Below are 24995 nucleotides of genomic sequence, written 5' to 3'. Positions count from 1 at the left end.
ACGGGGGCGCGTGGGCCCTGCGGGCTGTCCGTTCCGTGGGTGACATGAGAAACCCGGTTGATCGTTCGCGCTCCGTAAGATGCCCTGGAACGCCGCTGCGTGAGCCTGACTTTGGTAAAACCAGTGTTAACCAATGGCGGCCCGGCCGCGCCCCCACACCCGCCGGTTACGCATAGGGCGTAACGCGGTATGCTGGATGGAATGTCTGCACCCGCCTCTGCCCACCCGACCATCCACGACACTGCTCACGACACCGCCGCCCTGAATGTCCTGAAGCGGGTCTGGGGGTACGACGCCTTCCGGGGCGTGCAGGGCGACATCGTGCGGACCGTCGCGTCGGGCGGCAACGCCCTGGTCCTGATGCCCACCGGCGGCGGCAAGAGCCTGTGCTACCAGGTGCCCAGCCTGCTGCGCCCCGGCGTGGGCATCATCGTCTCGCCGCTGATCGCGCTGATGAAGGATCAGGTGGACACCCTGCGGGCGCTCGGCGTGCGGGCCGCGTTCCTGAACTCCACCCTGTCCCTGGACGGCGTGCGCGAGGTCGAATCGGCCCTGCTGTCCGGCGAGCTGGACCTGCTGTACGTCGCGCCGGAACGCCTGCTGCTGCCGCGCACGCTGGACCTGCTCGACCGCGCGCCCGTCGCGCTGTTCGCAGTCGACGAGGCGCACTGCGTCTCTCAGTGGGGCCACGACTTCCGGCCCGAGTACCAGGGCCTGAACGTCCTGCCCGACCGCTACCCGCACATCCCGCGCCTCGCGCTGACCGCCACCGCCGACGACCGCACCCGCGCCGACATCCTCAGCGTGCTGCAACTGGGCGGCGCGCCGCAGTTCATCAGTTCCTTCGACCGCCCGAACATCCAGTACCGCGTGGCGAACAAGGAAGGCCCCAAGACGCAACTGCTGGACTTCATCAACGCCGAGCACCGGGGCGACGCCGGGATCGTGTACTGCCTGTCGCGCAAGAGCGTCGAGGAGACCGCCCGCTGGCTCCAGACGCAGGGCGTGGACGCCGTCGCGTACCACGCGGGCCTGCCGTCACGCGAACGCAACAGCGCCCAGGAACGCTTCCTGAACGAAGAAGGGCTGGTCGTGGTCGCCACCGTCGCCTTCGGCATGGGCATCGACAAACCCAACGTGCGCTTCGTGGCCCACCTGGACCTGCCCAAGAGCATGGAAGGTTACTACCAGGAAACCGGCCGCGCCGGACGCGACGGCCTGCCCAGCACCGCCTGGATGGTGTACGGTCTGGCGGACGTGGTGAACGTGCGCCGCATGCTGGCCTCCAGCGACGCGCCCGAGGAGGTCAAGCGCGTGGAGGCCGCGAAACTCGACGCGCTGCTCACGTACTGCGAGGCCGCTACCTGCCGCCGCCAGGTGCTGCTCTCGTACTTCGGCGAGGAACTGAGCGCCCCCTGCGGGAACTGCGACACCTGCCTGAACCCGCCCAGCGTGCGCGACGCGACCCGCGAGGCGCAGATGGCGCTGTCCGCCGTGATCCGCACCGGCAACCGCTTCGGCGCCGCGCACCTGACCGACGTGCTGATGGGCCACGCCACCGAACGCGTCGTGAGCCTCGGGCACCACCAGCTGCCCACCTTCGCGGTCGGCGCCGCGCACGACGAGAAGTACTGGCGCGGCCTGCTGCGGCAACTCGTCAGCCTCGGCTACCTCGCCGCCGGGGAGCACCACGGCCTGAGCGCCACCGGCAAGGCCCGCGCCATCCTGAAAGGCGAGCAGACCCTCGCCCTGCGCGAGGACACCCTGGCCCCCCGCCCCAGCAAACGTGACCGGGACCGCGCCAGAAGCGGGCCGGGCCGCGCGCCTGTCGCCGCCGCCGACCAGCCGCTGTTCGAGGCGCTGCGCGCCTGGAGGCTGGAACGCGCCCGCGCGCAGGGCGTCCCGCCGTACGTGGTGTTCACGGACGCCACCCTGAAAGCCGTGTGCGACCTGAAACCCACCAGTCACGCCCTGCTGGGCACCGTCAGCGGCGTCGGGCAGCGCAAACTCGCCGATTACGGCGACGAGGTCGTGCAGATCGTCCGCGACCACCTGACCGGCACACTCGCCCCCCAGGCCACTCCGCAGGAGCGCGGCGTGCGCGAGAACAGCGCCGTACTGGGCGTCCTGCGTGGCGCTGTCCCCGGTGTTCCGCGCCCCAGTGGCCCGGTCCCCAGCGCCGCAGTGCCCAGTACCCCGGCCCTGCTGGACGCCGCGCCCGCCGGGTCCAGCACGGCCCGCCCGGACCTCACGGACCGCGTGGCGGACGCCCTGCGCGACCTGCGCCGCGACCTGACCCGCGAGACCGGCCTGAGCGCCTACGTGGTGTTCACGAACGCCACGCTGGACGCCCTGGCCGCCCGTCAGCCGCAGTCGCCAGCGGAACTGGCCGACATTCCCGGCCTGGGCCCCAAACGCCTCGAGAACTACGGCGAGCGCATCGTGCAGGCCATCCGCAGCGTCACGGATAGCCGCGTCACGGGCGATTGACGCTCTGCGCCCCGTCGTCCGCCGCGCCTGCCTGCCGGGCGTGGTGACCGTCGATCTCGCGTTGCAGGAAGTAGTTCAGCAGCGTGCGCAGCGTGGCAATCGCGGCCAGCTTCCCGATGTCGTCCCAGGTGGGCGCGATCGCGGTCCGCAGGATGTCGGCCGCCAGCGTGAACTCCAGCGCCACCGCCAGCCAGCGCGCCAGTTCCAGCCGCAGGCTTTCCTTCTGAGCGTCCGGTGACCCGCTGGGCCGCACGAACGCCAGCAGTGCCCGCACCGCGCCCACCAGCGCCGCCACGCCAATGATGACCGCCGCTGTGAGTTCCACACCCAGCGCCACGTACTCCGTCCAGACCTTCACCAGTTCAGGCATACGCCCCAGCCTGCCACGGGCACGGGCAGCGGTGAACGGTGGACAGTTGATGGAACGACCATCCGTTCTCCATCAACCATCCACTGTCTAATCGGACTCCGATTGAATGGGCTGCAAAGCCCGTTCAATTCGAGCGAAGCGAGTGGGAGAGGGGCGGGTTCCGGACGTGGAGCCGGCAATCCGGTGAAGTTCCGGATTGTCGGCGAAACAAACGGAATCCGTCTACCATCAACCCTTTACAGCGTGAGGGCCAGTTCCACCGCTTCGCGCAGTCCGCCGTCGTCCACGTGCGCCACGCGGTAGCGGCTGGCGGCGATGGCGGGCGGGTCGGCGTTCCCCATGGCGACCGGGTGCCCCACCACGCGCATGGCCGACACGTCGTTCTCGCCGTCGCCGACCATCATCACGCGGTCCATGGGCACGCCGTAGTGCGCGGCGATGCGTTCGATGGCGCTGCCCTTGCTGACGCCCGCGCGGGTCACGCTGATGAACGACACTTCCGGCATGACCGGACTGCCTGCCGGGTGCAGGTCCAGCCCGTCGTGCGGTTCGTTCACGACGGCGTGCTCGTCGGTGCGCGGCACGACCCACTGCACGCGCACGACCGTCCCCTCCAGGCTCTCGGGCGGGCGGGCGTCGTACGGGACGCCCAGCAGCGCCGCGTGCCGCTCGGCGTACTCGCCGGGGTGCGTGATCGCGAATTCCAGGTCCGTGTACACCTCCAGCAGCCTTCCCGTCTCGTGCGCCCGCCCGATCAGTCCCGGCAGTGCCTGCGCCGGGAACGGCTCGCTGAGGCTCTCGCCGCTGCTGACCTTCACGATGCTCGCGCCGTTCTGGAACACGTGCCAGCCGTCCGGGTCGAGCCGCTCCGCGTACGCGCGGGCGTTCCCGATGGCGGGCCGTCCCGAGCACAGCGCGATGTGCACGCCCTTCTCACGTGCGTCAGCCAGGGCGGCCCACACGTCGTCACGAATCACGTTCCCGGTGCCGACCAGGGTGCCGTCCACATCCACACAGATCAATCCAAGCATCCGGGCACTATAGGCCCGGACCGTCAGCGGAAGGCCCGGTGGGGTGGACAGGTGACCCGGCAGGAACGGGGAAGAGGTCCGCTCAGCTGCGTACGCTGGGCTGACGGGGAGTCCAGTGCCCCTCGCGTTCCAGGGTGGCCTGCCCGCCCACATGGACGGCGCTGACCTGCTCGCCCGTGAGTTCCAGTTCGACCTCGATCTCGCCGGGCGTGCCGAGTGCGTGCCCCTGGTAGATCATGCCGCACGCGCGTCCGTGCCGGACCGGCAGGCGGCCCTGGCTGGCCAGCAGGGCCATGAGTGCGCCGCCACTGCTGCCGGTCACGGGGTCTTCCGGGATGCCCAGCGCCGGGGCGAAATCCCGCGCGGCGAAGCGGTTGACGCCCATGGGCGCGTACGCGTAGATGCTGCCCACGTCCAGCGATTCGGTCAGCGCGTGAATGCGCGGGAAGTCCGGTTCCAGCCCGTCGAGGATCACGGCGTCCAGCAGGGGCACGAACACGCTCCACAGGCCGGTACTGGCGGCAGCGAGGGGCAGGCCCCGGTGGATCATGCGGGCGTCGATGCCTAGCGAGTCGGCCAGTTCGGCGCGCAGTGTGGCGGGTACGGCGCGGTACTGCGGCGCGGGTTGCTGCATCCATACGCGCCACGGCACCCCCGCGCGGCATTCCAGCCGTAGTGGTATCCGCCCGGCCAGCGTGTCCAGGGCCAGGGCCTCGCCGCGCCACAGGCCCGCCTGCGCCAGCGTGAGGCCCAGTGCGACGGTCGCGTGCCCGCAGAAGTCGACCTCCTGCGTGGGCGTGAAGTAGCGCACGCGGGCCAGTCCGTCGGCGTGCCCCAGGACGAATACGGTTTCCGGGGCGTCCAGCATGGCGGCCAGTGACTGCATGTCCTGCCGGGTCAGGTGGGCGGCGTCCAGTACCACGCCCGCACGGTTGCCGTGGCCGGGCGTGTCGGTGAAGGCGCTCACCTCGCAATACGCGATCATGCGGGCAGTCTACTTCATTTGCCATAAAGTTCCCCGCCTGCAGCGGTGCCCGGCGTGGCGGAGGACGGGCCAGGTACGGCGCCGGGTGGCTATGCAGGGAGGGCAATCGTCAGAAATACCGTAAAAACGGACAAACTTTTCACGAAAAGGATTTATCGTGAAATAATTCACTTACTGCCCTCTAAACGACCCCCACCAGTCTTCCAGTGAACGTGGCGGGCGGGTCGAGGCAGACTCGCCCGCCACGCCCGCACTTCTGCCGTCTTCAGGGACGCATGCGGGTCAGCATGCGCGGGAACGGAATCGCCTCGCGGATGTGGTCGATGCCGGTGAGCCAGGCGATCACGCGTTCCAGGCCCATGCCGTACCCGGCGTGCGGCATGCTGCCCGTGCGGCGCAGGTCCAGGTACCACTCGAACGCCTCCAGCGGCAGGCCCTCGTGCTCGATACGGGACTTGAGCAGGTCGTAATCGTGAATGCGTTCGCTGCCGCCGATGATCTCGCCGTAGCCGTCCGGGGCGATCATGTCGTCGCACAGCGCCACGCGCGGGTCCTCGGGGTCCGGCTGCATGTAGAACGCCTTGATGGCCGCCGGGTACCGCTCGATGATCACGGGCCGGTCGAAGTGATGCCCCAGGATCGTCTCGTGCGGGGCACCCAGGTCGTCACCCCACTCGACGGGCTGCACGTCCTCCTGCACGTTCGGGGGCAGGTCGCGGTCCTCGATGTGTTTCCGGACGATCTCCAGCGCTTCGGTGTACGTGATGCGCGGGTAGTTGCCTTCGGCCGCCCCGGCCAGTTTGCTCACGTCGCGGCCCAGCAGGTCCAGTTCCGCGCGGCACTCGTCCAGCACGCGGCGCACGATGAAACTCACCATGCGCTCCTGCAGGTTCATGTTCTCGATATGGTTGCTGGGCACCACCTCGGGTTCGATCATCCAGAATTCCAGCAGGTGACGCCGCGTCTTGCTCTTCTCGGCGCGGAAGGTCGGGCCGAAGGTGTACACCTTCCCGAACGCGAACGCGCCCGCCTCGGCGTGCAGCTGCCCGGTCTGGCTCAGGTACGCCTTGTCCTCGCCGAACAGATCAATCTCAAACAGTTCCGTGGTGCCCTCGGCGGCGTTCGGCGTGAAGAACGGCGCGTCGAAACGGATGAAGCCCTCACCGTGGAAGAAATCCACGATGGCGCGCTGCACGCTGTCACGCACCCGCATGATCGCCCACGGGCGGCGGTGACGCAGCCACACGTGCCGGTGATCCATCAGGAACTCGATGCCGTGCTCCTTGGGCGTGATCGGGTACTCGCCGTGGTTCTCGCTGATGGGGGAGAGGTCCCGCACGCTGAGTTCCACGCCGCCCGGCGCGCGGTCGTCCGCGCGGACCTCGCCGGTCACGGTGACCGCCTGCTCCTGCGTGAGGCGCTTGGCGAGTTCGAACACGTCCTCGGGCACGTCGGTCTTGAACACGGTCGCCTGCACGAAGCCGCTGCCGTCCCGGAGTTTCAGGAACTGGATCTTGCCCTTGCCGCTCTTGTCCGTCAGCCACGCGTGCAGCGTGACCGTCTCGCCCACATGGGCTTTCAGGTTCTGGATACTGGTTGAAGCCATGAGCGGAATTATACGGTCCGCGCGCTATGCTCCGGCGCATGAAGGGAACCGGGAAGGGCGTGACGCTGGCCGACGTGGCCCGCCACGCCGGCGTGAGCAGCATGACCGTCAGCCGCGCCCTGAACCGCCCGGACATCGTGACCGCGCAGGTCCGGGAGCGCGTGCAGGCCGCCGTGGACGCCCTGGGGTACATCCCGAACCGCATGGCGGGCACCCTGGCCGGCGGCGCCCCGGTGCGCCTGCTGCCGATGGTCCTGCCGACCCTGCACCACAGCGTGTACGTGCCGTTCCTGGAAGGCGTGCAGCGCGGCCTGACCCAGCCCGGCTGGCAACTGGCGATCGACCTGACCGAGTACGACCCGCAGCGCGAGTGGCGGGCCGCGCAGCAGTTCCTGTCCCTGCGCCCTGACGTGATGGTCCTGGCGGGCACGGACCACGACCCACGCGTGCTGCCCGCGCTTCGGCGCTTCGGCGTGCGGATCATCGAGGTCATGGACGCCCGGCCGGACCCGGCGGACCTGCTGATCGGGTACGACCACGCGCAGGCCGGAACCCTGGCCGCCCGGCACCTGATCGAACGCGGGTACCGGCACCTCGCGTACGCCAGTTGCCTGGGCGTGGGCGACGCCCGCAACGCCCGGCGGATGCAGGCCTTCCAGGCCGAGGCGGAACGCTGCGGCGTGCCCTGCGCCGCCGAGAACGTCGAGGAACCCTCCTCGATCGAGGTGGGCGTGACCCTGCTGCGCCGGGTGCTGACCCGCGAGCCCGGCGTGGACGCCATCTACTTCTCGAACGACGACGTGGCCGCCGGGGCGCTGTTCGAGTGCCTGCGCCAGGGCCTGAGCGTGCCGGGCCGCGTGGCGATCCTGGGGCACAACGACATGAGCATCTCCGCGCACGTGCACCCGGCCCTGAGTACCGTCTTCACACCCCGCGAGGAGATCGGCGCGGAGGTCGCCCGCCGCCTGAACGCCCCCACCCTGAAGGGCGGACTGGTCACCTTCCCCTGCGAACTCCGCCCACGCCAGACGACCTGAACTGAACTCCGTCCAGCTGGCAGAGGTCTGTCCTGCTTCCAGGGATGTCCGGCACAGAGGTACCGTCCTCCTGGCTGCTGGCAGGCGTAGTCCCATCAGGCGAACATGTCGTTCTGGACGTGGTTCAGGCCCAATGCCTGACTGGATTGAAGGCTGCGTGCTTGACTTCCGGAGCGGCGCGGCCTAACGTTCGTTATCTCAACTGCACCACCCTGTTAGCGCTAACAGAGCGCTCCGGAGGCCCATGCCAGAACCCAGCCACCCCCCGTCCACCCAGCCGCTGGTGGTCGCCTTCGACCTCGGCACCACCGCCCTGAAAGCCGTGCTGTTCCACGGCCGCGCCGAACGCCACCGCCTGCAATTCCCGTACCCCCTGTACGCCGAACAGCCCGGACAGGCCACCCAGCGCCTCCCGGACCTGATGCAGGCCTTCACGCTGGCCCTGAGCGGCATGGAGGAGTACCTGACCCGCCACGACCTGACCCCCCAGGCCGCCGCGTTCAGCAACGCCATGCACTCCCTGACCCTGATCCGCCCCGGCGGCCCGTCGGACGTGTACACCTTCGCGGACCTGCGCGCCGGAACCGGCGGTCACCCCGTCACGCACCTGCACGCGCAGACCGGGGTGCCCTGGCATCCCATGACGCCCGCCGTGAAACTCGCCGCGCTGCACGCCGCCGGGCAACTGACCGACGTGGCCCGCGTCAGCGGCGTGAAGGAAGAACTGCTGCTCCGCTTCTTCGGCGTGTACTGGACCGACCAGAGCACCGCCTCCGCCACCGGCCTGCTGGGACGCGGCGGCACCTACGACCCGCAGGCCCTCGCGCAGGCGGGAGTCACGGCCGCGCACCTGCCCACCGTGCACCCCATCGAGGCGCCCCTGCCACCCCTGCGCCCCCCCTACCGCGACCGCTACCCGCGCCTCGCCGCCGCGCACTGGGCCATCGGCGCCAGCGACGGCGTGACCGCCACCGAGGGCCTCGGCATCACCCGCCCCGACCAGGCGGCCCTGTCCGTCGGGACCAGCAGCGCCGTGCGTACCTTCACGCCCCGCCCCGCCGCCGACCCGCACGCGCACCTGTTCAGCTACCGCGCCGACCAGGGCGGCCAGGAACGCTACCTGGTGGGCGGCCCCAGCAACAACGCGGGCATCGTCCTGAACTGGCTGCGCGACAATCTGAACATCCCCCAGGACCTCGACGACCTGCTGCACGCCACCACCCCCGGCGCGCGCGGCCTGCTGTGCCTGCCCGCCCTGAGCGGCGAACGCGCCCCGCTGTGGGACCCGCACGTCAGCGGCAGTCTGCTGGGCCTGGGCCTGCACCACACCCGTGTGGACATCGCCCGCGCCGGCATGGAAGGCGTGGCCCTGCACCTCGCGTGGCTGTCCGACCTGCTCGCCAGCGGCACGCAACCCCTGCGCGAGTACCGCGCGACCGGCGGTCTGACCCGCTCGCGCGCGTGGCTGCGCGTCCTGGCGAACGCCCTGAACGCCCCCGTTCTCGTCCCCGACGGCGCCGACCTGTTCGAGGGCAGTGCCTTCGGCGCGGCCCTGATCGCCGCCCGCAGCGCCGGACTGGACCTTCCCCACACCCTGACCTTCGACGCGGTCGAACCCGACGCCGACGCCCCCCTGTACGCCACCCTCGGCCGGAAGTACCGGCACGCCGTCCTCGCCCTCCAGACCCTCACGCACGAACTGCGCGCCCTGTAAGCCCGGAGCCACCCCATGGATACCTTCGTTCAGACCCTGTCCGCCCCCACGCTGCTCGGCATTGCCGCCGCCGCCGTGGCCGCCCTGCTGTTCCTGATCATGGCGCTGCGCCTGCACGCCTTCGTCGCCCTGATCCTCATCAGCCTGATCACCGCCTTCGCCACCGGCCTGCCCACCGGCGAGATCGTGAAAGTCCTGACCGACGGCTTCGGCAGCACCCTCGGCAGCGTCGCCCTGCTCGTCGGCCTGGGCGCCATGCTGGGCCGCCTCGTGGAAACCAGCGGCGGCGCGAAAGTCCTGGCGGACACCCTCGTCACCCGCTTCGGCGAGAACCGCGCCCCACTCGCGCTGGGCGTCGCGTCGCTGCTGTTCGGCTTCCCGATCTTCTTCGATGCCGGACTGATCGTCATGCTGCCCGTCGTGTTCGCCGTCGCCCGCCGCCTGAACCAGCCGGTCCTGCGCTTCGGCCTGCCCGCCGCCGGAGCGTTCTCGGTCATGCACGTGTTCGTCCCGCCGCACCCCGGCGCGGTTGCCGCCGCCGACCTGCTGAAGGCCGACATGGGCACCCTGATCGGCGTGGGCCTGCTGGTCGCGCTGCCCACCTGGTACCTCGCCGCGTACCTGTTCGGCCTGTGGGCCGGGAAACGCTACCCGAACCCCGTCCCGGAACTCCTCAGCGGCGGCGCCATGAGCGTCGAACCGCCCAGCAACCCGCCCGGCGCGGGCACCGTGATCGCCACGCTGCTGCTGCCCCTGATTCTGATCTTCGGGAACACCGGCCTGAACGCCCTCGCCACTGCCGGCAGCATCGACGCTGCCAGCCCGGCCGTCGTCCTGATCCGCCTGTTCGGGAACACGCCCGTCGCGCTGCTGATCTCCGTCCTGGTCGCTGCTGTCGTTCTCGGCGCCCGCCGGGGCCGTGACCCGGTCACCATCGAGAAACTCCTCGACTCCTCGCTGGGGCCCATCGCGTCCGTCGTGCTGATCACCGGGGCGGGCGGCATGTTCGGCGCGGTCCTGCGCGCCAGCGGCATCGGCGACGCCGTGTCCGGCAGTCTCGCCGAACTGGGTGTGCCGGTCATCGCCGCCGCCTTCCTGATCGCCGCCATCCTCCGCATCGCGCAGGGCAGCGCCACCGTCGCCCTGCTGACCGCCGCCGGCCTCATCCAGCCCGCCGTGGCCGCCGCCGGGTACGCGGGCACCGACGTGGCCGCCGTCGTCGTGGCCGCCGCTGCCGGGTCCGTCGTCGTGTCGCACGTCAACGACTCCGGCTTCTGGCTGGTCGGCCGCCTCCTGAACCTCGACATCCCCACCACCTTCAAAACCTGGACCGTCATGGAAACCCTGATCGGCGTGATCGGCTTCGCCTTCGCCGTCCTGATCTTCACCGTGCTGTAAGCGGGCGGTAGGGAGTAGGCAGTGGGGCAGGCTTGACACAACTGGTCGGATCGCGAACACGCTGTTGACCATCCGCCATCCGCCATCCGCCATCCGCCATCAACCATCAACAGGAGCAGCGGCCAGTTGCCCGGCCGCTGCTCCTGTCTGTCTTGCCCCCGCTTACTTCAGGGCGTCGTTCATGCCGATGACGTCGGTGACCTTGAGGCTCGCGCCGCCGACCAGTGCGCCGTTCACGTTGGGTTTGGCGCAGATGCTGGCGATGTTGTCGGGTTTGACGCTGCCGCCGTACAGCACCTGGATGCTGTCGGCGTCGCTGCCGTAGCGGGTGGTGAGGGCCTCGCGGATGGCGAGGGCGAGTTCCTCGGCGTCGTCGGCGGTGGCGGTCTTGCCGGTGCCGATGGCCCACACGGGTTCGTACGCGACGACCACGTCCGGGCCGACGCCTGCGAGGCTGCCTTCCAGTTGCGCGAGGGTGTAGGGCACGTGCTCGCCCTTCTCGCGCACGTCCAGGCCTTCACCGACGCACACGATGGGCGTCAGGCCGTTCGCCTGCGCCTGCCGGGCCTTGGCGGCGACGGTGGCGTCCGTCTCGCCGTGGTACTCGCGGCGTTCGCTGTGGCCCACGACGGCGTAGCGGGCGCCCACGTCGGCCAGCATCGCGGCGCTGATCTCGCCCGTGTATGCGCCGGATTCGTGCGCGGAGACGTCCTGCCCGCCGAACGCCACGCCGGCCGGGAGGTTCGCGGCCAGGGCGGGCAGCATGATGGCGGGCGCCATGACGGCCAGTTGCGCGTCGCCGGGGGTCAGGCCTGCCGCGAGTTCCTGCGCCCAGGCCTGCGCTTCACTGGGCGTCTTGTTCATTTTCCAGTTGAGTGCCAGCAGGTTCTTCATTTCATGGCCTCCACGCCGGGCAGCGCCTTGCCTTCGAGCAGTTCCAGGCTGGCGCCGCCGCCCGTGCTGATGTGGGACACGCGGTCCGCCTGTCCGCTCTTGTTGATGGCGCTGACGCTGTCGCCGCCGCCGATCACGCTGTACGTACCCGCGCCGAGGTCCGCGACGGCCCTGGCGATGGCGTTCGTGCCACTGGCGAACTTGTCGAACTCGAACACGCCCATCGGGCCGTTCCAGAACACGGTCTTCGCACCCTCCAGCGCCGCCGTGAAGGCTTTCTGGCTGTCCGGGCCGATGTCCATGCCTTCCCAGTCGTCGGGAATGTCGGCGGTGGGCACCACGCGGGTGTTCGCCTCGGCGCTGAACGCGTCACCGGCCAGGGTGTCGGTGGGCAGCACGATCTTCTCGCCGTACCTGGCGAGCAGTTCGCGGGCCTTGTCCAGGAAGTCGTCCTCGTGGATGCTCTTGCCGATCTTCCCGCCCTGCGCCTTCACGAAGGTGTAGGCCATGCCGCCGCCGATCAGCATGCGGTCCACGGTGGGCAGCAGGTTCTCGATGACCAGCAGCTTGTCGCTGACTTTCGCGCCGCCGATGATCACCACATACGGGTGCTCGGGGTTGTTCAGGAGTTTCCCGAGGGCCGTCACCTCGGCTTCCAGCAGCAGGCCGCCCGCGTGCGGCAGCAGGCCCGCCACGCCGCTCACGCTACTGTGTGCGCGGTGCGCGCTGCCGAAGGCGTCCAGCACGAACGCGTCGCCCAGCCGCGCGAGGCGGCCGTTCAGGTCAGCGTCGTTCTTCTCCTCACCCGCGCTGAAGCGCACGTTCTCCAGCAGCGCCACAGCGCCCTCCGGCAGGGCCTGCACGGCGGCCAGGGTCTCGTCACTGTCGGCCGTGCCCGCAATGAACGTCACGGGCTGCCCCAGCACGCCTTCCAGCACGGGCGCGACGGGTTTCAGGGAGTACTTCTCCTCGGGGCCGTTCTTCGGGCGGCCGAAGTGGCTCATCAGGATCACGTTGCGTGCGCCCGCTTCCAGCAGCGCGCGGATGGTCGGCAGGCTGGCCGTGACGCGCGTATCGTCCTGCACCACGCCGCCGCTGACCGGCACGTTGTAATCCACGCGCACCAGCACGCGCTTTCCACTCACATTCAATGATTTCAGGTTCTGCATGGTTCCTCCGAAGGCAGGTAAAAAAGGCAGGCAAAAGGTGATGGTTGATGGTCGACAGTCGGGAAACCATCAACCATCAACCATCACCGGGCGGTGTTCAGCCCTTGGCTTGCACGAGCTGGGTCAGGTCCGCGATGCGGTTGCTGTAGCCCCACTCGTTGTCGTACCAGCTGAAGAACTTCACGAGGCTGCCCATGGCCATGGTCAGGCCGCCGTCGATGATCGCGCTGTGCGGGTCGCCGACGATGTCCTGCAGCACGATGGGATCCTCGGTGTAGCTGATGATGCCCTTGTGGCTGCCTTCGGCGGCCTTGCGGAACACGTCGTTGACTTCCTCGACCGTGACTTCACGGCCCAGGATGACGACCACGTCGCTGATGCTGCCGACCGGGGTGGGCACGCGCAGGCTGGTTCCGTCGAACTTGCCTTTCAGGGCGGGGTACACCTGCGAGACGGCCTTGGCGGCGCCGGTGCTGGTGGGGATGATGTTCACGGCGGCGGCGCGGGCGCGGCGCAGGTCGCTGTGCGGCAGGTCCAGAACGCGCTGGTCGTTCGTGTAGCTGTGCACGGTGGTCATGATGGCCTTCTCGATGCCGAAGGCCTCGTCCAGGAGTTTCATGGGCGCGCCGAGGCTGTTGGTGGTGCAGCTGGCGTTGCTGATGATGTTGTGCTTGGCGGGGTCGTAGTCCTGCTCGTTGACGCCCAGCACGATGCTGATGTCCTCGTTCTTGGCGGGGGCGGTGATGATGACTTTCTTCGCGCCGCCTTCGATGTGCTTGCCTGCGCCTTCACGGGTGGTGAAGATGCCGGTGGATTCGATGACGATGTCCACGCCCATCTCGCCCCATTTGATGGCGGCGGGGTCGCGTTCGGCCAGCGCGTGGATCTTCTTGCCGTTCACGGTGAGGCTGGCGTCGTCGAATTCGACGGTGCCGTCGAAGCGTCCGGCGGTGCTGTCGTACTTCAGGAGGGTGGCGAGCGTCTTGTTGTCGGTGAGGTCGTTGATGGCGACCACTTCAACGCCGCGAGCTTCCAGAACACGGAACACCAGACGACCGATGCGGCCGAAGCCGTTAATCCCTACTTTCATGCTGTGCCTCCAGTCTTGAGGGCCACCCCCCACGTTTGGGGGCAGTCACCTCGCATGTCGCAGTGTAACCCGTCCTGTCAACACCTGACTTCGTGTCCTCTGCACACCAACGGATTGGTGAACCGGGTTCAAAAAGAAGCGGGGCGGAAAGAGGCCGTTCCAGCGCCCGCTTCCGCCCCGTGGCCCCACCGGGCCGCCTGCGCTCAGTTCGCGGCCAGCACGAATGCAACGTCCACGGTGACACTGTCCGTGCCGCCCGGATAACGCACCCCGAACTCCAGCGGATTGAACTTGAACTGCGTGCTCACGTTCACCTTCCCGCCGGTCAGGGTCGCCTTGATGGGCGCCGTGATGGTCTTCGTGGTGCCCTTGACGGTCAGTTTGCCGGTGGCGGTGGTCGCCACGGTCTGCCCCTCGGTCAGTTTCCCGCCGGTCAGCGAGGTCAGTTCGAAGGTGGCGTTCGGGAACTTCGCGGTTCCCAGCGCGTCCGGGCCCTTGGCGTGCGAGTCGCGCAGCGGGATCCCGGTCTTCAGCGTCGAGACTGGTACCGTGACCGTGCCCCTGGTGCCCGCGAGGTTCTGCGGGTCGAGCGTGACGTTGGCCGTGACGCCGGTCATGCTGCCGTTCACCGGCACCAGGGCCACCCGGTAACTGAAGGAGGCGGTGCCGTCCGGGGTGCGGTACGTGGCGGCATCCGCCGCTCCGGACAGGGTGGTGGCGAGCGCAAGCGCGCAGAGCGGGGACAGGTACTTGTTCACACGACTATTCTGACCTGCTGCCGTGAAGAACCGGTGAACGTTTCCTGCGGATTCCCTGATACGGACTCCGATTGAATGGGCTGCAAAGCCCGTTCGATCCGAGCGAAGCGAGTGGGAGCAAAGCGGGTTCCGGACGTGGAGCCGGCAATCCGGTGAAGTTCCGGATTGTTGGCGAAACAAACGGAATCCGTATGACGCTTGCCCACCAGCCCCTCTGCCTCCGGCGCCTCCTGCTCAGACGCCTGTGGGCGCCGTGCGGAGCGGCACGTCATACTCTCAGGCATGAACGAGTCGCTTCTGGTCATGAAATACGGCGGGACCAACATGCAGGATGCCCGCGCCGTCCGCCACAGCGCGTCCCTGGCCGCCCGCTCCATCCGCGAGGGCGTGAAGGTCGTGGTGGTCGTATCCGCCATGGCCGGCGTCACCAACCAGCTGCTGAAACTCGCGGACGCCGCGCAGTCCGGCGACATCGCCAGCGCGAACGACGAGATCGCTGCCATGCGCACCCGGCACTTCACGGCCGCGCAGGAACTCGGCGCCGCGCCCGACAGCGACACCGTCCGCGAGATCCGCGAGATGCACGAGACACTCCGGCAGGCCGTGTACGGCGTGTACCTGCTGCGCGAACTGACGCCCCGCAGCCGCGACCTGATCGTCGCGTTCGGCGAGCGCCTCTCCGCGCCCCTGATGAAACTTGCCCTCGAACAGGACGGCCTGCGCGCCCATCACCTGTCCGGCGGCGAGGCGGGCATCGTGACCGACACGCACTTCGGGAACGCACGCCCGCTGCCCGGCACGTACGAACGCATCAAGGACCGCCTCAGCGGCCTGCTGAGCGCCGGGGTCACGCCGGTCGTGGCGGGCTTCATGGGCGAGACCGAGAAGGGCGCCATCACGACCCTCGGGCGCGGCGGCACCGACTTCAGCGCCACCATCATCGGCAAGGCCCTGAGTGCCACGGAAGTCTGGGGCTGGAAGGACGTGGACGGCGTCATGAGCGCCGACCCGCGCGTCGTCGCGGACGCCCGCAACGTGGACGTCCTGAGTTACGGCGAGGTCATGGAACTCGCGTACTTCGGCGCGAAGGTCCTGCACCCGCTGGCCGTCACGCCCCTCCAGGACAGCGGCATTCCGCTGCGCCTGAAGAACTCCGCCGACCCGGACTTCGCCGGGACGCTGGTACAGGCAGAGCCGCGCGACGAGGCCGGGCACCCCGTCAAGGCCGTGACCGCCATCCGCAACGTCAGCATCATCAACGTGAGCGGCGCGGGCGTGCTGGGCATCCCGGAAGTGATTGCCAGCGTGTTCGACGCCATTGCCCGCGAGAACGTCACGCTGCTGATGGTGTCGCAGTCGTCCAGCATGAGCAACGTGTCGCTGGCCGTGCAGACCGTGGACGCCGAACGGACCCTGAACGCCCTGCGCGCCGGGGTGAGCCTGGAACTGAAGGTCGAGCAGCAGGACCACGTGGCAGTGCTGGCGATCGTGGGGAGCGGCATGCGCGGCCAGAAGGGCGTGTCGGCGCGCCTGTTCACGGCGCTGGCCGCCGCCGACGTGAACATCCTGATGATCTCGCAGGGCAGCAGCGAGTTGAACGTCAGCGTGGCCGTGGAAGCCGAGCATGTGGACGAGGCGACCCGCGCCGTGCACGCCGCGTTCAACCTGGGTAAGTCCGTTATTGCCTGAACCGCACCACCAGGAGGCCTGGAGCAGCCGTAGGGTGCTGTTCCGGGCCTCTTGCTGTGCAGGAAGTGATGACCAGAGAGCAAACAAACTATTCACGAGTGGCTATAATCGTGAATAGTTTCACTTACTACTTCCAACGCCGTCACTTCAGGCCCACACTCTGCCTTACCGAGTGTCGCGCGGGCCAGCCGGAGAGCCCCGCAACTGAGGCCAGCGCCGGGCCATGACCACGTACAGGCCCGCCACCCACGCGACACTGGCCGTGAAGCCCGCCAGCACGTCCGACGGGTAGTGCACCCCGAGGTAATTGCGGCTGGCTCCCACGGCCAGCGCCCACAGCAGACCGAGCACCGCGACCGGCCACCCCGCCCGCGAACGCCAGAACACCAGCGTGAGCGCAAAACCAAACGCGGCATTCGCCATGGCGTGCCCGCTGGGAAAACTGAACCCTGGTTCGTTCAGCACGGCCAGCAACTCATCGGGGCGGGGGCGCTGGAACACCACTTTTGCCGCGACATTCAGCAGGGTCGCGCCCGCCACGCCCGACACGAGAAACCAGCCGTGCGCCCGGCCGCCTGCGCGGGCCAGCAGCCACGCCAGCAGGGCAGTCACGAACGGCAGGACCATCACGCCGCCCAGCGTGGCGAGCGTCTCGGCCGCCCAGGTCAGGGCGGGGGTGCGACGCTGCGCGTACCAGTCGAGCACCCCCTGATCCCACCAGAACCCACCTTCACGGAACACCTCGTACGTCAGGTGCGTGAACAGCCCGAAGGGAATCAGCACGCCCAGCAGCACCAGCAGCAGGGACCGCCAGTGCTGGCGCAGGAACGGCAGGAATTCACGCCGGGAATGAGGAAACATCCTGTCATTACAGGGGTTGCGTGCCCTGCGCGTCAGGCTGCGCACTTGCCCGTTACTTAACGCTCTGGACTTAACGCTCTGGTGTCCGGCAGGGGGGGGCGCTAGGCGCAATGGCGCACCCCACGCTGCGCCAGTCGCCGCATGTGCCCCGGGGGGTGCTGGGCGCACCATGAGGGCGTCAGGGAACGCGCCAGTACGGGCTGCCAGCGGGGCGGCGGCGCACCTGCCCGGAGACACTCATGCAACACGTTCCCACCCATCCCGGCGCAGTCCGCGCCCAGGCCCTCCTGAACGAGGCGGCGCAGGCCCGGCAGGTCCGGCTCGCGCAGGCGGCCGCACGCGCCCAGGCTGACCGGCATCCCGCCCGCCCGCACGGCCTGACCTTCTTCCTGACGGCCCTGCGCCGCCGCCTGCACCTCGCGTGAGCCCAGGCCGCTCGCCCGCCGCATCACACAGCGCCGCCCCCTGAACCGGGAGCGGCGCTTGCGTTGGGTCGCTTCAGCTGGTGATGGGCTGGCTGTTCGCCTCGCGCTGCGCGAGGAAGTCCTTGACGCTCTGCGCGGCGCGAATGGTCATGCCGGGCACGGCGGCGATCTGCTCGATGGGCGCGCTGCCCAGGTCCTCAAGGCTGGTGAAGTGCTCCAGCAGCGCGTCCCGGCGCTTCTGCCCGATGCCCGGCAGGTCGTCGAACACGCTGCGGAGCATGTCCTGGCCGCGCAGTTTGCGGTGGTACGTGACGGCGTAGTTGTGCACCTCGTCGCGCACGCCGATCAGCATCCGCAGGGCCGGGTGCGTGTGCGGCAGCAGCAGTTCGCGGTCCACGCCGACCTCGGTGCCGGTGTCCAGCCACCACTGCGCGCCGTACCGGCCGGGCAGGATCAGGCGTTCCTCGCGCTTGGCGAGGCCCACGACCGGCACGCGCACGTCCGCCTCCTTCAGGGCGTCCAGGGCGGCGTTCACCTGCCCGCGCCCCCCGTCGATCAGCAGCAGGTCCGGCAGCGGCAACTTGTCCGAGAGGCTGCCCGTGAAGCGGCGCACGATGGTCTGTTTCATGCTGGTGTAGTCGTCCGGGTGGTCCAGGCCCCTGACCTTGAACCGGCGGTGTTCGCCCCGGCGGGCGCGGCCGCCCTCGAACACGACCATGCCGGACACGATGTTCGTGCCGAACAGGTTGCTGTTGTCGTACCCCTCGATGCGCCACGGGCGGTCCCCGAGGGCCAGCACTTCCCGCAGGGCGTCCAGGCCCGGGTGGTCGCCGCGCCGTTCCAGCAGCGCCATCTCGGAGTCCAGGCCGTTCTGCGCGTTGCGCTGCGCCATGTCGATCAGGTCGACCTTGTCGCCGCGTTTGGGGGTGCGCATCTCGGTTCGGCGTCCGGCTTTCTCCGACAGGAATTCACTCCAGACCGGCGCGTCGTCGAAGTCGGCGGGCAGCAGGATCAGCGGGGGGACGTGCGTGGCCTGCGTGTAGTAGTCCTGCACGAACGCGGCGACGATCTCGCCGAGCGGGGCGTCCTCGGTGCCGGTCAGGAAGCGTTTGTCGCGGCCCACGACGCGCCCGCCGCGCATGCGGAACAGTTGCACCATGGCGTACTCGCCGGCCTGCGCGGCGCCCAGGAAGTCCAGGTCGGTCTCGTCGCTGACGAAGGCGTGCTGTTCGGTGCCGAACAGTTTCTCGACGGCCTGCACGCGGTCGCGCACGCGGGCGGCCTGCTCGAAGTCCTGGCCCTGCGCGGCGACTTTCATGTCGCCCTTGAGCCGGGCGATGACGGGCGCGGCGCGGCCCTCCAGCAGGCTGGTCACGTCCTCGACGGTGCGGGCGTACTCGCCGGGGTCGGCGCGGTCCACACACGGGCCCAGGCAGCGGCCCATGTGGAAGTTCAGGCAGGGCCGCGCCTTCTTCTGCATGGGCAGACCGCTGTTCTTGCGCAGCGGGAACATGGTGTCGATCAGGTTCTTCACGCGCCGCACCGCCGACGAGTCCGGGTACGGCCCGTAGTACCGGCCGCCGTCCTTGATGACGCGCCGCGTGACGACCAGCATCGGGAACGCCTCGTTGGTGAGTTTCAGGAACGGGTAGTGCTTGTCGTCTTTCAGGGTGACGTTGTAGTGCGGGCGGTGCTGCTTGATGAGGTTCGCCTCGAGGACCAGCGCCTCGACCTCGTTGCGGGCCGTGATGAATTCCAGCGTGTCGGCCAGCGCGGTGAACTTGCCGCTCTTGCCGCCGGCCTTGAAGTGCTGTCCGACCCGGCTGCGCAGGTTCTTGGCCTTCCCGATGTAGATGGGCGTGCCGCCCCTGCGGAAGATGTACACGCCGGGGGTGGTGGGCAGCACGGGCAGGTCGTCTGGATGCACCTGCCCAGCATAGGGGAGAGGCGCGCCGGGTTCCGTGACGGGAGGCGCTGTCTGCCCGTCTGCCGTGGCACGGACGGGCACTTGACACCCGTCACGGCCTGTCAATAGAATCCTTACATGTCGAGAGAAGGGAGGATCGCGTGAACAGCCAGTACGCCGTGGCCGTGCATGTGCTGTCCCTGATCGGTCAGTTCCCGGAGCACAGCAGTTCCGCCGACATGGCCGCCAGCGTCGGAACGAACCCGGTCGTGATCCGCACCGTGGCGGGGCAGTTGCGCCGCGCCGGGCTGATCTGCACGCGGCAGGGCGTGGCGGGCGCGAGCCTGACCCGCCCCGCCGTTCAGATCACCCTGCTGGACGTGTACCGCGCCGTGAACGGTGAGGACAGCGTGTTCCGCCTGCACGAGCGTCCGCACCCGAACTGCCCGGTCGGCGCGAACATCCAGGCGACCCTGGAAGCCCGCTTCGGCCGCGCCCAGGCCGCCATGGAGGCCGAACTGGCCCGCACGACCCTGGCCGACGTGATGTCGGACCTCGTCTCGCGCGCCGGGTAGGGACCGACTGATTTTTTTTCTCCGACATGTCACCAGAACGCCTACAGGTTGCCCGCCCCATTCCCCCCGCTGTTCCACACAGGAGACCCACCATGATCGGAATCACCGCCGCCACCGGCCAGCTCGGCCAGCTCGTCATCCAGGCACTCCTCGACCGGGGCGTGCCCGCCACGCAGATCGCCGCGCTGGTCCGCACCCCCGGGAAGGCCGCCGCACTTGCCGCGCAGGGCGTGCAGGTCCGCCACGCCGACTACCATCAGCCCGACACCCTGAACGCGGCATTACAGGGCATCGAGAAGCTCCTGCTGATCTCCAGCAGCGACTTCAACGACCGGGTCGGCCAGCACCGCAACGTCATCGACGCCGCCCGCACCGCAGGCGTGAAACTGGTCGCGTACACCAGCATCCTGAACGCCGACACCGCCACCTTCGGACTGGCCGCCGACCACCAGGCGACCGAGCAGATCCTGCGTGAATCCGGCCTGCCGTTCATCTTCCTGCGCAACGGCTGGTACACCGAGAACTACACCGGCAGCGCCGCGCAGGCCATCCAGAGCGGCGCGCTGCTCGGCGCGGCCGGAACCGGAACCCTGAACCTCGCCGCGCGCCGCGACTACGCCGAGGCGGCCGCCGCCGTCCTCGCCACCGACGGGCACATCCCGCAGGGGCAGACCGGCCGCGCCTATGAACTCGCCGGGGATGAGAGCGTGACCATGCGGGACCTCGCCGCCCAGTATGCCCGCCAGAGCGGCAAACCCGTCGAGTACCGCGACCTGCCGCAGGCCGAGTACTCCGCGACCCTTCAGAGCTTCGGACTGCCGGAAGGCTTCGCGCATACCCTGGCCGACGTGGACGCCGGGATCGCGCGGGGCGAGCTGTTCAGCGCCAGCCGCGACCTGACCACCCTGATCGGCCGCCCGACCACGCCGGTGGACACCTCGGTCGCCGAGGCCCTGAGCAGCTGAACCCACCCGGAACAGGCCCACGGCAGATCTAGCGGTGGGCCTGTTCTGTGCCCGGTACACTGCCGGACATGACAGGTACGGCGGCAGGCACGCGGGTATGGATCATCCGGCACGGCGAGACCGCCGGGAACGAGGCGGGCATCCTGCGTGGCCCGGTCAGCGCGAACGACGAACTGAACGACACCGGGCACGCCCAGGCCCGCGCGCTGGCCACGCACCTGCTGCGCCAGCTGCCGCGCCCGCAGGCGGTGTATGCCAGCCGTTACCGGCGTGCCCAGCAGACGGCCGCCCCCCTGGCCGGGGCGCTGGGTGTGCCGGTGCAGGTCCTGAACGGCATTCACGAGGTGGACTGCGGCGACTGGGCCGGGCAGCCGTACTCGGCCCTGAACGCCCACCCGGAGAAATTGCGCCTGCCTGACGGCACTCTGGGCTTCGCCGGAGGGGAGACCTTCGGCGAGATCGCTGCCCGCTTCATCTCGGACGTGAACGCCCTGCCGGACGGCACGGACGCCGCGCTGGTCTCGCACGGAGGCATCATCCGGATCGGGCTGGCGGCACTGCTGGGCCTGGACATCGAGGATGTGTGGGCGGGCAGGCAACTGGTGCACGGGAACACCGATTACACGGTGCTAATGCGCGTGGCTGGCGGCTGGCAGGCAGAGCAGGTGGGGCAGAGCGTTCCGGGCTGAGAAACCATCAGAAAGGCACCTCAGGGATAAAGGGCGCCTTTTTTCACGACCCAGATCAATCGTGAATCATTTCACTAACTCACAACTGCTGTGCTCTGCTCACTCCGCTGACGCTGAGTCTCACACCTCCACTGTCCGCCCCGTCAGCCGGGATTCCTCGGCGGCGAAGGCCATGCGGTGCGAGTCGAGCGATTCGGCGAGTGGGGTGGGTGGGGGAGACTGGCCGCGCAGGAACGCCAGCCAGCCCTGAACGAGGCCCTGGTCGCCGCCGCCGTGGTTGCCGGTGGTGTTGACGGTCCAGCGTTCGCTGTGGCCGGTGCGGAAGTCGTGGAGTTCGAGTTCGCCGCGTTCCATGTGGGCGCGGAGTTCGCCGTGCGTACCGAGGAGTTTGAGGGTGCGGGTGTTGTTGTGCGTGAAGGCGCTGACGGTGAGTTGCGCGGTCACGCCGCCCTGGAAGGTGACGGTGGCGGTCTGGTGGTCGGTGACGTTGTTGCGGCCCAGGTACACGCACTCGCCGTACGGGCCGTCTTGCAGTGCTTCTTCGAGGGTCTGGCCGCCGGCGGTGAGGACCGTGACGGGCCACGCGTGCGGGTCGCGGGTGAGGTAGATGCGCCGCGCGTCGGACGGGCAGTCCTGGACGGGGCAGGTGACGCAGCGGTCGGTCGCGCCGGGTGGGGCGTGTTCGGGCCGGAAGTGATGCAGGGCGCCCTCGCTGCTGATGCGCTTCGGGGGGTTGGCGGCCAGGGTGCGGAGCAGGTCGAGGTCGTGGCAGGCCTTGGCGAGCAGGAACGGCGCGGCGGGCGGACTGGCGCGCCAGTTGCCGCGCACGTACGAGTGCGCGTAATGCCAGTGGGCGACATTCTCGGCGTGCTGAACGCCGACCAGTTGCCCGAGGCGGCCGGACGCGGCGACCTGTTGGACGGCCATGAAGAAGGCGGTGGTCCGCAGGACGTGGCAGACGGTGACGGTGCCGGTCGAGGCGGCCTCGGCGGTCAGGAGCAGGTCGAGTTCGTGCGGGTGCAGGCAGACGGGTTTCTCCAGCAGCACGTCGTACCCGATTTGCAGGGCGCGCAGGCAGGGTTGCACGTGGTCATGGTCGGGCGTGGCGATCACGACGGCGTCGGTCACGCGGCCCTGCGCGAGGAAGGCGTCCCAGTGCGTGAACTGCGCCTGCGGAGGGATGCCGTGGCGCGCGGCGACCTCCGCGAGGCGGGCGGGGCGCGGTTCGACCACATGCGTGATCACCGCCCCCTGCGCGGCCAGATACCGGGCGTACACGTCCGCGCCCCGGTTTCCGCAGCCGATGATCGCCACGCGCACGGGATTCATGCGCGCCGCACGCCCCAGCCGCTCTCCTGCGGGCGGGTCAGGTGCCCGGCCTGCCACTCCAGGCCCGTGAACGGATCGTCGGCCAGCAGGAGCGCGCCGTCCAGGTCGGCCCAGTCGCACGCTCCGGCGAGGTGCGCGGCGGCGGCGATGCCGAGGCTGCTCTCGATCATGCAGCCCATCATGACCTGAAGGCCGTGCGCGCGCGCCAGTCTCATGGCCGCGAGCGCCTGGAGGGGGCCGCCCAGCTTGGCGAGTTTCAGGTTCACGCCGTCGAAGGCGCGGGCCAGCGAGGTCACGTCCGAGACGTGGTGCAGGCTCTCGTCCGCGACGATGGGCACGGTGGACACAGCCCGCAGCGCCGCGTGTCCGTCGAGGTCGCCGGCCGCCAGGGGTTGCTCGACGAATTCCACGCGGGCGGCGTCCAGCACGCCCAGCATCCGGCGGGCCTGCGTGCGCGTCCAGGCGGCGTTCGCGTCCACGCGCAGCGCGACGTGCGGCGCCTCCTCGCGCAGCGCCTCAAGGATCGCCTCGTCGCGGTCCGTGCCGAGCTTGACCTTCAGGACACCGTGCCCACGGGCGACCGCGTCCCGCGCCTGTTCCCGCATGGCGGCGGTATCGGCGATGCTGACCGTGTAACTGCTCTCGGGTAGCGGCGCGGGGCTCAGGCCCAGCAACCGCCAGACCGGGACGCCCGCCGCCTGCGCGCACCAATCGACAGCCGCCATCTCCAGCGCGCACTTCACGCTGGGATGGTCGTGCGGCATGCGGGCCGTGAGGCGGGCGTGCAGACCGTCCCAGTCCCACGGGTCGGTCAGGGCGTCTGCGAGGAGCGGCAGGATGGCCTCGACGGTGCCGCGCGTCTCGCCGTAGAAGGCGTTCGGGGCGGCCTCGCCCTGCCCGGTCAGGCCCGCGTGCGTCAGCGTGACGAAGGTTCGCGGGTACGTGCTGTGCGTCCAGCGGGCAATCCCGAACGGTTGCGCCGTGTGCAGGTCCAGCGTCTCCCAGGTCAGTGCGGGGGAGGTCGCGGAAGTCACTGCGCCCACCGTCCGAAACCGCTGACCGTTGCCGCAAGCCGCGTGCCGTACTCGCCCTCGCCGAGCGTCTCGACACTCACACGCATGTGCGTGGCGTTCGCGTGCACCAGTCGCCGGTCATCCAGCATCACGCCCACGTGACCGGGGAAGAACACCAGATCCCCACGCCGCGCCGTCTGCACGGGAGTCAGGGCCGCCTGCTGCTGGTCCGCGTCACGCGGCAACGCACGCCCGAACGCGCCGTACACCACCTGCGTCAGGCCCGAGCAGTCCAGCCCCCACGCGCTACGCCCGCCCCACAGGTACGGCGTCTCCAGGAACCGCAGGGCCAGGGCCGCCGCATCCTCGTCGCGCAGGATGGCCAGCGTGACCTCCTGCACCCACGCGTCCTGCCCGTCCGGCAGGATGACCGGCACCCAGCGGCGGTGCTCCTCCTCGACAACCTCACCGAACGCCCGCGTGAGACGCGCCCCCAGCGCCAGTTCCGCCAGGACCGGCCGACTGATGCGCGGCCCCGCGAAGGCATGCGCCCGCAGCGCCGTCACCATCAACTCGCCGTTTCCGGACGGCCCGCGCGGCAGCAACCCGTCCGCCCGCGCCCAACCCAGGTAGCCGTCATGCACGGTCCGCACGCGCGCCCAGCCGGTCCCGTCCTCCCACAGCAACTCCAGCGGCTCGCCCGGCAGGGCCTCGCTCACCTGCGCCGAATCGGCGTCCGGGGCCGCGCGCAGGCTCAGGCGCGAGCGGCCCGTCACGGCCGCCACCGGCTGCACGAACCGCCACCCGGCCCCCACCAGCTGGCCCCGCAGGGCCTCCTCGGCCACGCGCATGGCCGGATCGAACGCGTGCACACGCGCATCCAGAACGACATCAGTGGAACTCACGCCCCACAGCCTACGGCCCCACCGGACAGAACGGGGCGCAGGTGGTGCAGGCCAGTGGGTGCAGGACTGCACGTCATGTGCGGCCCGCCGCGCCTG

22 protein-coding genes are annotated in these 24995 nt (G+C 69.5%); 9 read left to right on the top strand and 13 right to left on the bottom strand.

Annotation, left to right across the window (positions count from 1 at the left end; translation table 11 throughout):
- Positions 1-201 precede the first annotated feature (201 nt).
- Complete coding sequence (recQ, locus tag IEY70_RS01640; RefSeq protein ID WP_229777542.1) at positions 202-2490, top strand: DNA helicase RecQ; 2289 nt, start codon at positions 202-204, stop codon at positions 2488-2490.
- Here recQ and IEY70_RS01635 read toward each other — a convergent pair.
- The 4 genes from IEY70_RS01635 to asnS all read right to left on the bottom strand — a co-directional run bounded on the left by IEY70_RS01635 (position 2477) and on the right by asnS (position 6482).
- Positions 2477-2860 (bottom strand): DUF1622 domain-containing protein, encoded by a 384-nt coding sequence (locus tag IEY70_RS01635; RefSeq protein ID WP_189063216.1) that lies wholly within the window; start codon positions 2858-2860, stop codon positions 2477-2479. The genes recQ and IEY70_RS01635 overlap by 14 nt on opposite strands.
- Before the next feature lie 236 nt (positions 2861-3096).
- Complete coding sequence (locus IEY70_RS01630; RefSeq protein ID WP_189063215.1) at positions 3097-3891, bottom strand: Cof-type HAD-IIB family hydrolase; 795 nt, start codon at positions 3889-3891, stop codon at positions 3097-3099.
- A gap of 82 nt (positions 3892-3973) precedes the next feature.
- Positions 3974-4876: a PhzF family phenazine biosynthesis isomerase gene (locus IEY70_RS01625; RefSeq protein WP_189063214.1), complete on the bottom strand. Its 903-nt coding sequence runs from the start codon at positions 4874-4876 to the stop codon at positions 3974-3976.
- Positions 4877-5141: 265 nt separating this feature from the next.
- On the bottom strand, positions 5142-6482 hold the full coding sequence (asnS, locus tag IEY70_RS01620) for an asparagine--tRNA ligase (protein WP_189063213.1): 1341 nt from the start codon (positions 6480-6482) through the stop codon (positions 5142-5144).
- A gap of 38 nt (positions 6483-6520) precedes the next feature.
- On the opposite strand from asnS, the gene IEY70_RS01615 reads away from it, so the two are divergent.
- The 3 genes from IEY70_RS01615 to IEY70_RS01605 all read left to right on the top strand — a co-directional run bounded on the left by IEY70_RS01615 (position 6521) and on the right by IEY70_RS01605 (position 10631).
- Positions 6521-7519, top strand: coding sequence for a LacI family DNA-binding transcriptional regulator (locus tag IEY70_RS01615; RefSeq protein WP_189063212.1), 999 nt, complete (start codon positions 6521-6523; stop codon positions 7517-7519).
- Between the two features lie 244 nt (positions 7520-7763).
- On the top strand, positions 7764-9233 hold the full coding sequence (locus tag IEY70_RS01610) for a gluconokinase (protein ID WP_189063211.1): 1470 nt from the start codon (positions 7764-7766) through the stop codon (positions 9231-9233).
- Positions 9234-9248: 15 nt separating this feature from the next.
- Positions 9249-10631 carry a GntP family permease gene (locus tag IEY70_RS01605; RefSeq protein WP_189063210.1) on the top strand — a complete coding sequence of 461 codons (1383 nt, stop codon included), beginning with the start codon at positions 9249-9251 and terminating at the stop codon, positions 10629-10631.
- 162 nt (positions 10632-10793) lie between these two features.
- Here the strand turns inward: IEY70_RS01605 and tpiA are convergent, their stop codons facing one another.
- From tpiA to IEY70_RS01585, 4 genes are all read right to left on the bottom strand, one after another.
- A complete protein-coding gene (tpiA, locus tag IEY70_RS01600) occupies positions 10794-11525 on the bottom strand; it encodes a triose-phosphate isomerase (RefSeq protein ID WP_189063209.1) in 732 nt (243 codons plus the stop codon).
- Positions 11522-12694: a phosphoglycerate kinase gene (locus IEY70_RS01595; protein ID WP_189063208.1), complete on the bottom strand. Its 1173-nt coding sequence runs from the start codon at positions 12692-12694 to the stop codon at positions 11522-11524. Before IEY70_RS01595 ends, tpiA begins: the two co-directional genes overlap by 4 nt.
- Positions 12695-12791: 97 nt before the next feature.
- Positions 12792-13784 (bottom strand): type I glyceraldehyde-3-phosphate dehydrogenase, encoded by a 993-nt coding sequence (gap, locus tag IEY70_RS01590; RefSeq protein WP_189063207.1) that lies wholly within the window; start codon positions 13782-13784, stop codon positions 12792-12794.
- A gap of 203 nt (positions 13785-13987) precedes the next feature.
- Positions 13988-14542, bottom strand: a complete 555-nt coding sequence (locus IEY70_RS01585; protein ID WP_229777541.1) for a YceI family protein — start codon at positions 14540-14542, stop codon at positions 13988-13990.
- Positions 14543-14824: 282 nt separating this feature from the next.
- Here IEY70_RS01585 and IEY70_RS01580 point away from each other — a divergent pair, with 282 nt between their 5' ends.
- Complete coding sequence (locus IEY70_RS01580) at positions 14825-16231, top strand: aspartate kinase (RefSeq protein ID WP_189063206.1); 1407 nt, start codon at positions 14825-14827, stop codon at positions 16229-16231.
- A gap of 165 nt (positions 16232-16396) precedes the next feature.
- Here the strand turns inward: IEY70_RS01580 and IEY70_RS01575 are convergent, their stop codons facing one another.
- Positions 16397-17092 carry a phosphatase PAP2 family protein gene (locus IEY70_RS01575; protein WP_189063205.1) on the bottom strand — a complete coding sequence of 232 codons (696 nt, stop codon included), beginning with the start codon at positions 17090-17092 and terminating at the stop codon, positions 16397-16399.
- Between the two features lie 239 nt (positions 17093-17331).
- On the opposite strand from IEY70_RS01575, the gene IEY70_RS01570 reads away from it, so the two are divergent.
- On the top strand, positions 17332-17517 hold the full coding sequence (locus tag IEY70_RS01570) for a hypothetical protein (RefSeq protein ID WP_189063204.1): 186 nt from the start codon (positions 17332-17334) through the stop codon (positions 17515-17517).
- Between the two features lie 73 nt (positions 17518-17590).
- On the opposite strand, the gene uvrC is transcribed toward IEY70_RS01570, so the two are convergent.
- The gene (uvrC, locus tag IEY70_RS01565; protein WP_189063203.1) at positions 17591-19444 is read right to left on the bottom strand and encodes an excinuclease ABC subunit UvrC; all 1854 of its coding nucleotides are present in this window, start codon (positions 19442-19444) and stop codon (positions 17591-17593) included.
- A gap of 140 nt (positions 19445-19584) precedes the next feature.
- Here uvrC and IEY70_RS01560 point away from each other — a divergent pair, with 140 nt between their 5' ends.
- The 3 genes from IEY70_RS01560 to IEY70_RS01550 all read left to right on the top strand — a co-directional run bounded on the left by IEY70_RS01560 (position 19585) and on the right by IEY70_RS01550 (position 21652).
- Positions 19585-19998 carry an Rrf2 family transcriptional regulator gene (locus IEY70_RS01560; protein WP_189063202.1) on the top strand — a complete coding sequence of 138 codons (414 nt, stop codon included), beginning with the start codon at positions 19585-19587 and terminating at the stop codon, positions 19996-19998.
- A gap of 92 nt (positions 19999-20090) precedes the next feature.
- Positions 20091-20963, top strand: coding sequence for an SDR family oxidoreductase (locus IEY70_RS01555; protein ID WP_189063201.1), 873 nt, complete (start codon positions 20091-20093; stop codon positions 20961-20963).
- 68 nt (positions 20964-21031) lie between these two features.
- The gene (locus IEY70_RS01550; protein ID WP_189063200.1) at positions 21032-21652 is read left to right on the top strand and encodes a histidine phosphatase family protein; all 621 of its coding nucleotides are present in this window, start codon (positions 21032-21034) and stop codon (positions 21650-21652) included.
- A 120-nt stretch (positions 21653-21772) separates the two neighbouring features.
- Here the strand turns inward: IEY70_RS01550 and IEY70_RS01545 are convergent, their stop codons facing one another.
- The 3 genes from IEY70_RS01545 to IEY70_RS01535 are packed head-to-tail and all read right to left on the bottom strand — an operon-like array spanning position 21773 to position 24899.
- Positions 21773-22981, bottom strand: coding sequence for a Gfo/Idh/MocA family protein (locus IEY70_RS01545; RefSeq protein ID WP_189063199.1), 1209 nt, complete (start codon positions 22979-22981; stop codon positions 21773-21775).
- Positions 22978-24015, bottom strand: a complete 1038-nt coding sequence (locus tag IEY70_RS01540) for a dipeptide epimerase (protein ID WP_189063198.1) — start codon at positions 24013-24015, stop codon at positions 22978-22980. The genes IEY70_RS01545 and IEY70_RS01540 overlap by 4 nt, the downstream gene beginning before the upstream one ends.
- Positions 24012-24899 (bottom strand): NlpC/P60 family protein, encoded by an 888-nt coding sequence (locus IEY70_RS01535; protein WP_308425501.1) that lies wholly within the window; start codon positions 24897-24899, stop codon positions 24012-24014. Before IEY70_RS01535 ends, IEY70_RS01540 begins: the two co-directional genes overlap by 4 nt.
- Positions 24900-24995 lie beyond the last annotated feature (96 nt).

The organism is Deinococcus seoulensis (genome assembly GCF_014648115.1).
Classification (GTDB): Bacteria; Deinococcota; Deinococci; order Deinococcales; family Deinococcaceae; genus Deinococcus; species Deinococcus seoulensis.
Note: the sequence above shows the minus strand (reverse complement) of the source record. Positions and strands in the feature narration are given on the sequence as shown.

What these genes read in the sequence shown, in the direction of transcription:
- recQ (WP_229777542.1), top strand. Translation starts at nt 202, where the DNA reads ATGTCTGCACCCGCCTCTGCCCACCCGACCATCCACGACACTGCTCAC.
- IEY70_RS01635 (WP_189063216.1), bottom strand. Translation starts at nt 2,860, where the DNA reads ATGCCTGAACTGGTGAAGGTCTGGACGGAGTACGTGGCGCTGGGTGTG.
- IEY70_RS01630 (WP_189063215.1), bottom strand. Translation starts at nt 3,891, where the DNA reads ATGCTTGGATTGATCTGTGTGGATGTGGACGGCACCCTGGTCGGCACC.
- IEY70_RS01625 (WP_189063214.1), bottom strand. Translation starts at nt 4,876, where the DNA reads ATGATCGCGTATTGCGAGGTGAGCGCCTTCACCGACACGCCCGGCCAC.
- asnS (WP_189063213.1), bottom strand. Translation starts at nt 6,482, where the DNA reads ATGGCTTCAACCAGTATCCAGAACCTGAAAGCCCATGTGGGCGAGACG.
- IEY70_RS01615 (WP_189063212.1), top strand. Translation starts at nt 6,521, where the DNA reads ATGAAGGGAACCGGGAAGGGCGTGACGCTGGCCGACGTGGCCCGCCAC.
- IEY70_RS01610 (WP_189063211.1), top strand. Translation starts at nt 7,764, where the DNA reads ATGCCAGAACCCAGCCACCCCCCGTCCACCCAGCCGCTGGTGGTCGCC.
- IEY70_RS01605 (WP_189063210.1), top strand. Translation starts at nt 9,249, where the DNA reads ATGGATACCTTCGTTCAGACCCTGTCCGCCCCCACGCTGCTCGGCATT.
- tpiA (WP_189063209.1), bottom strand. Translation starts at nt 11,525, where the DNA reads ATGAAGAACCTGCTGGCACTCAACTGGAAAATGAACAAGACGCCCAGT.
- IEY70_RS01595 (WP_189063208.1), bottom strand. Translation starts at nt 12,694, where the DNA reads ATGCAGAACCTGAAATCATTGAATGTGAGTGGAAAGCGCGTGCTGGTG.
- gap (WP_189063207.1), bottom strand. Translation starts at nt 13,784, where the DNA reads ATGAAAGTAGGGATTAACGGCTTCGGCCGCATCGGTCGTCTGGTGTTC.
- IEY70_RS01580 (WP_189063206.1), top strand. Translation starts at nt 14,825, where the DNA reads ATGAACGAGTCGCTTCTGGTCATGAAATACGGCGGGACCAACATGCAG.
- IEY70_RS01575 (WP_189063205.1), bottom strand. Translation starts at nt 17,092, where the DNA reads ATGTTTCCTCATTCCCGGCGTGAATTCCTGCCGTTCCTGCGCCAGCAC.
- IEY70_RS01570 (WP_189063204.1), top strand. Translation starts at nt 17,332, where the DNA reads ATGCAACACGTTCCCACCCATCCCGGCGCAGTCCGCGCCCAGGCCCTC.
- IEY70_RS01555 (WP_189063201.1), top strand. Translation starts at nt 20,091, where the DNA reads ATGATCGGAATCACCGCCGCCACCGGCCAGCTCGGCCAGCTCGTCATC.
- IEY70_RS01550 (WP_189063200.1), top strand. Translation starts at nt 21,032, where the DNA reads ATGACAGGTACGGCGGCAGGCACGCGGGTATGGATCATCCGGCACGGC.
- IEY70_RS01545 (WP_189063199.1), bottom strand. Translation starts at nt 22,981, where the DNA reads ATGAATCCCGTGCGCGTGGCGATCATCGGCTGCGGAAACCGGGGCGCG.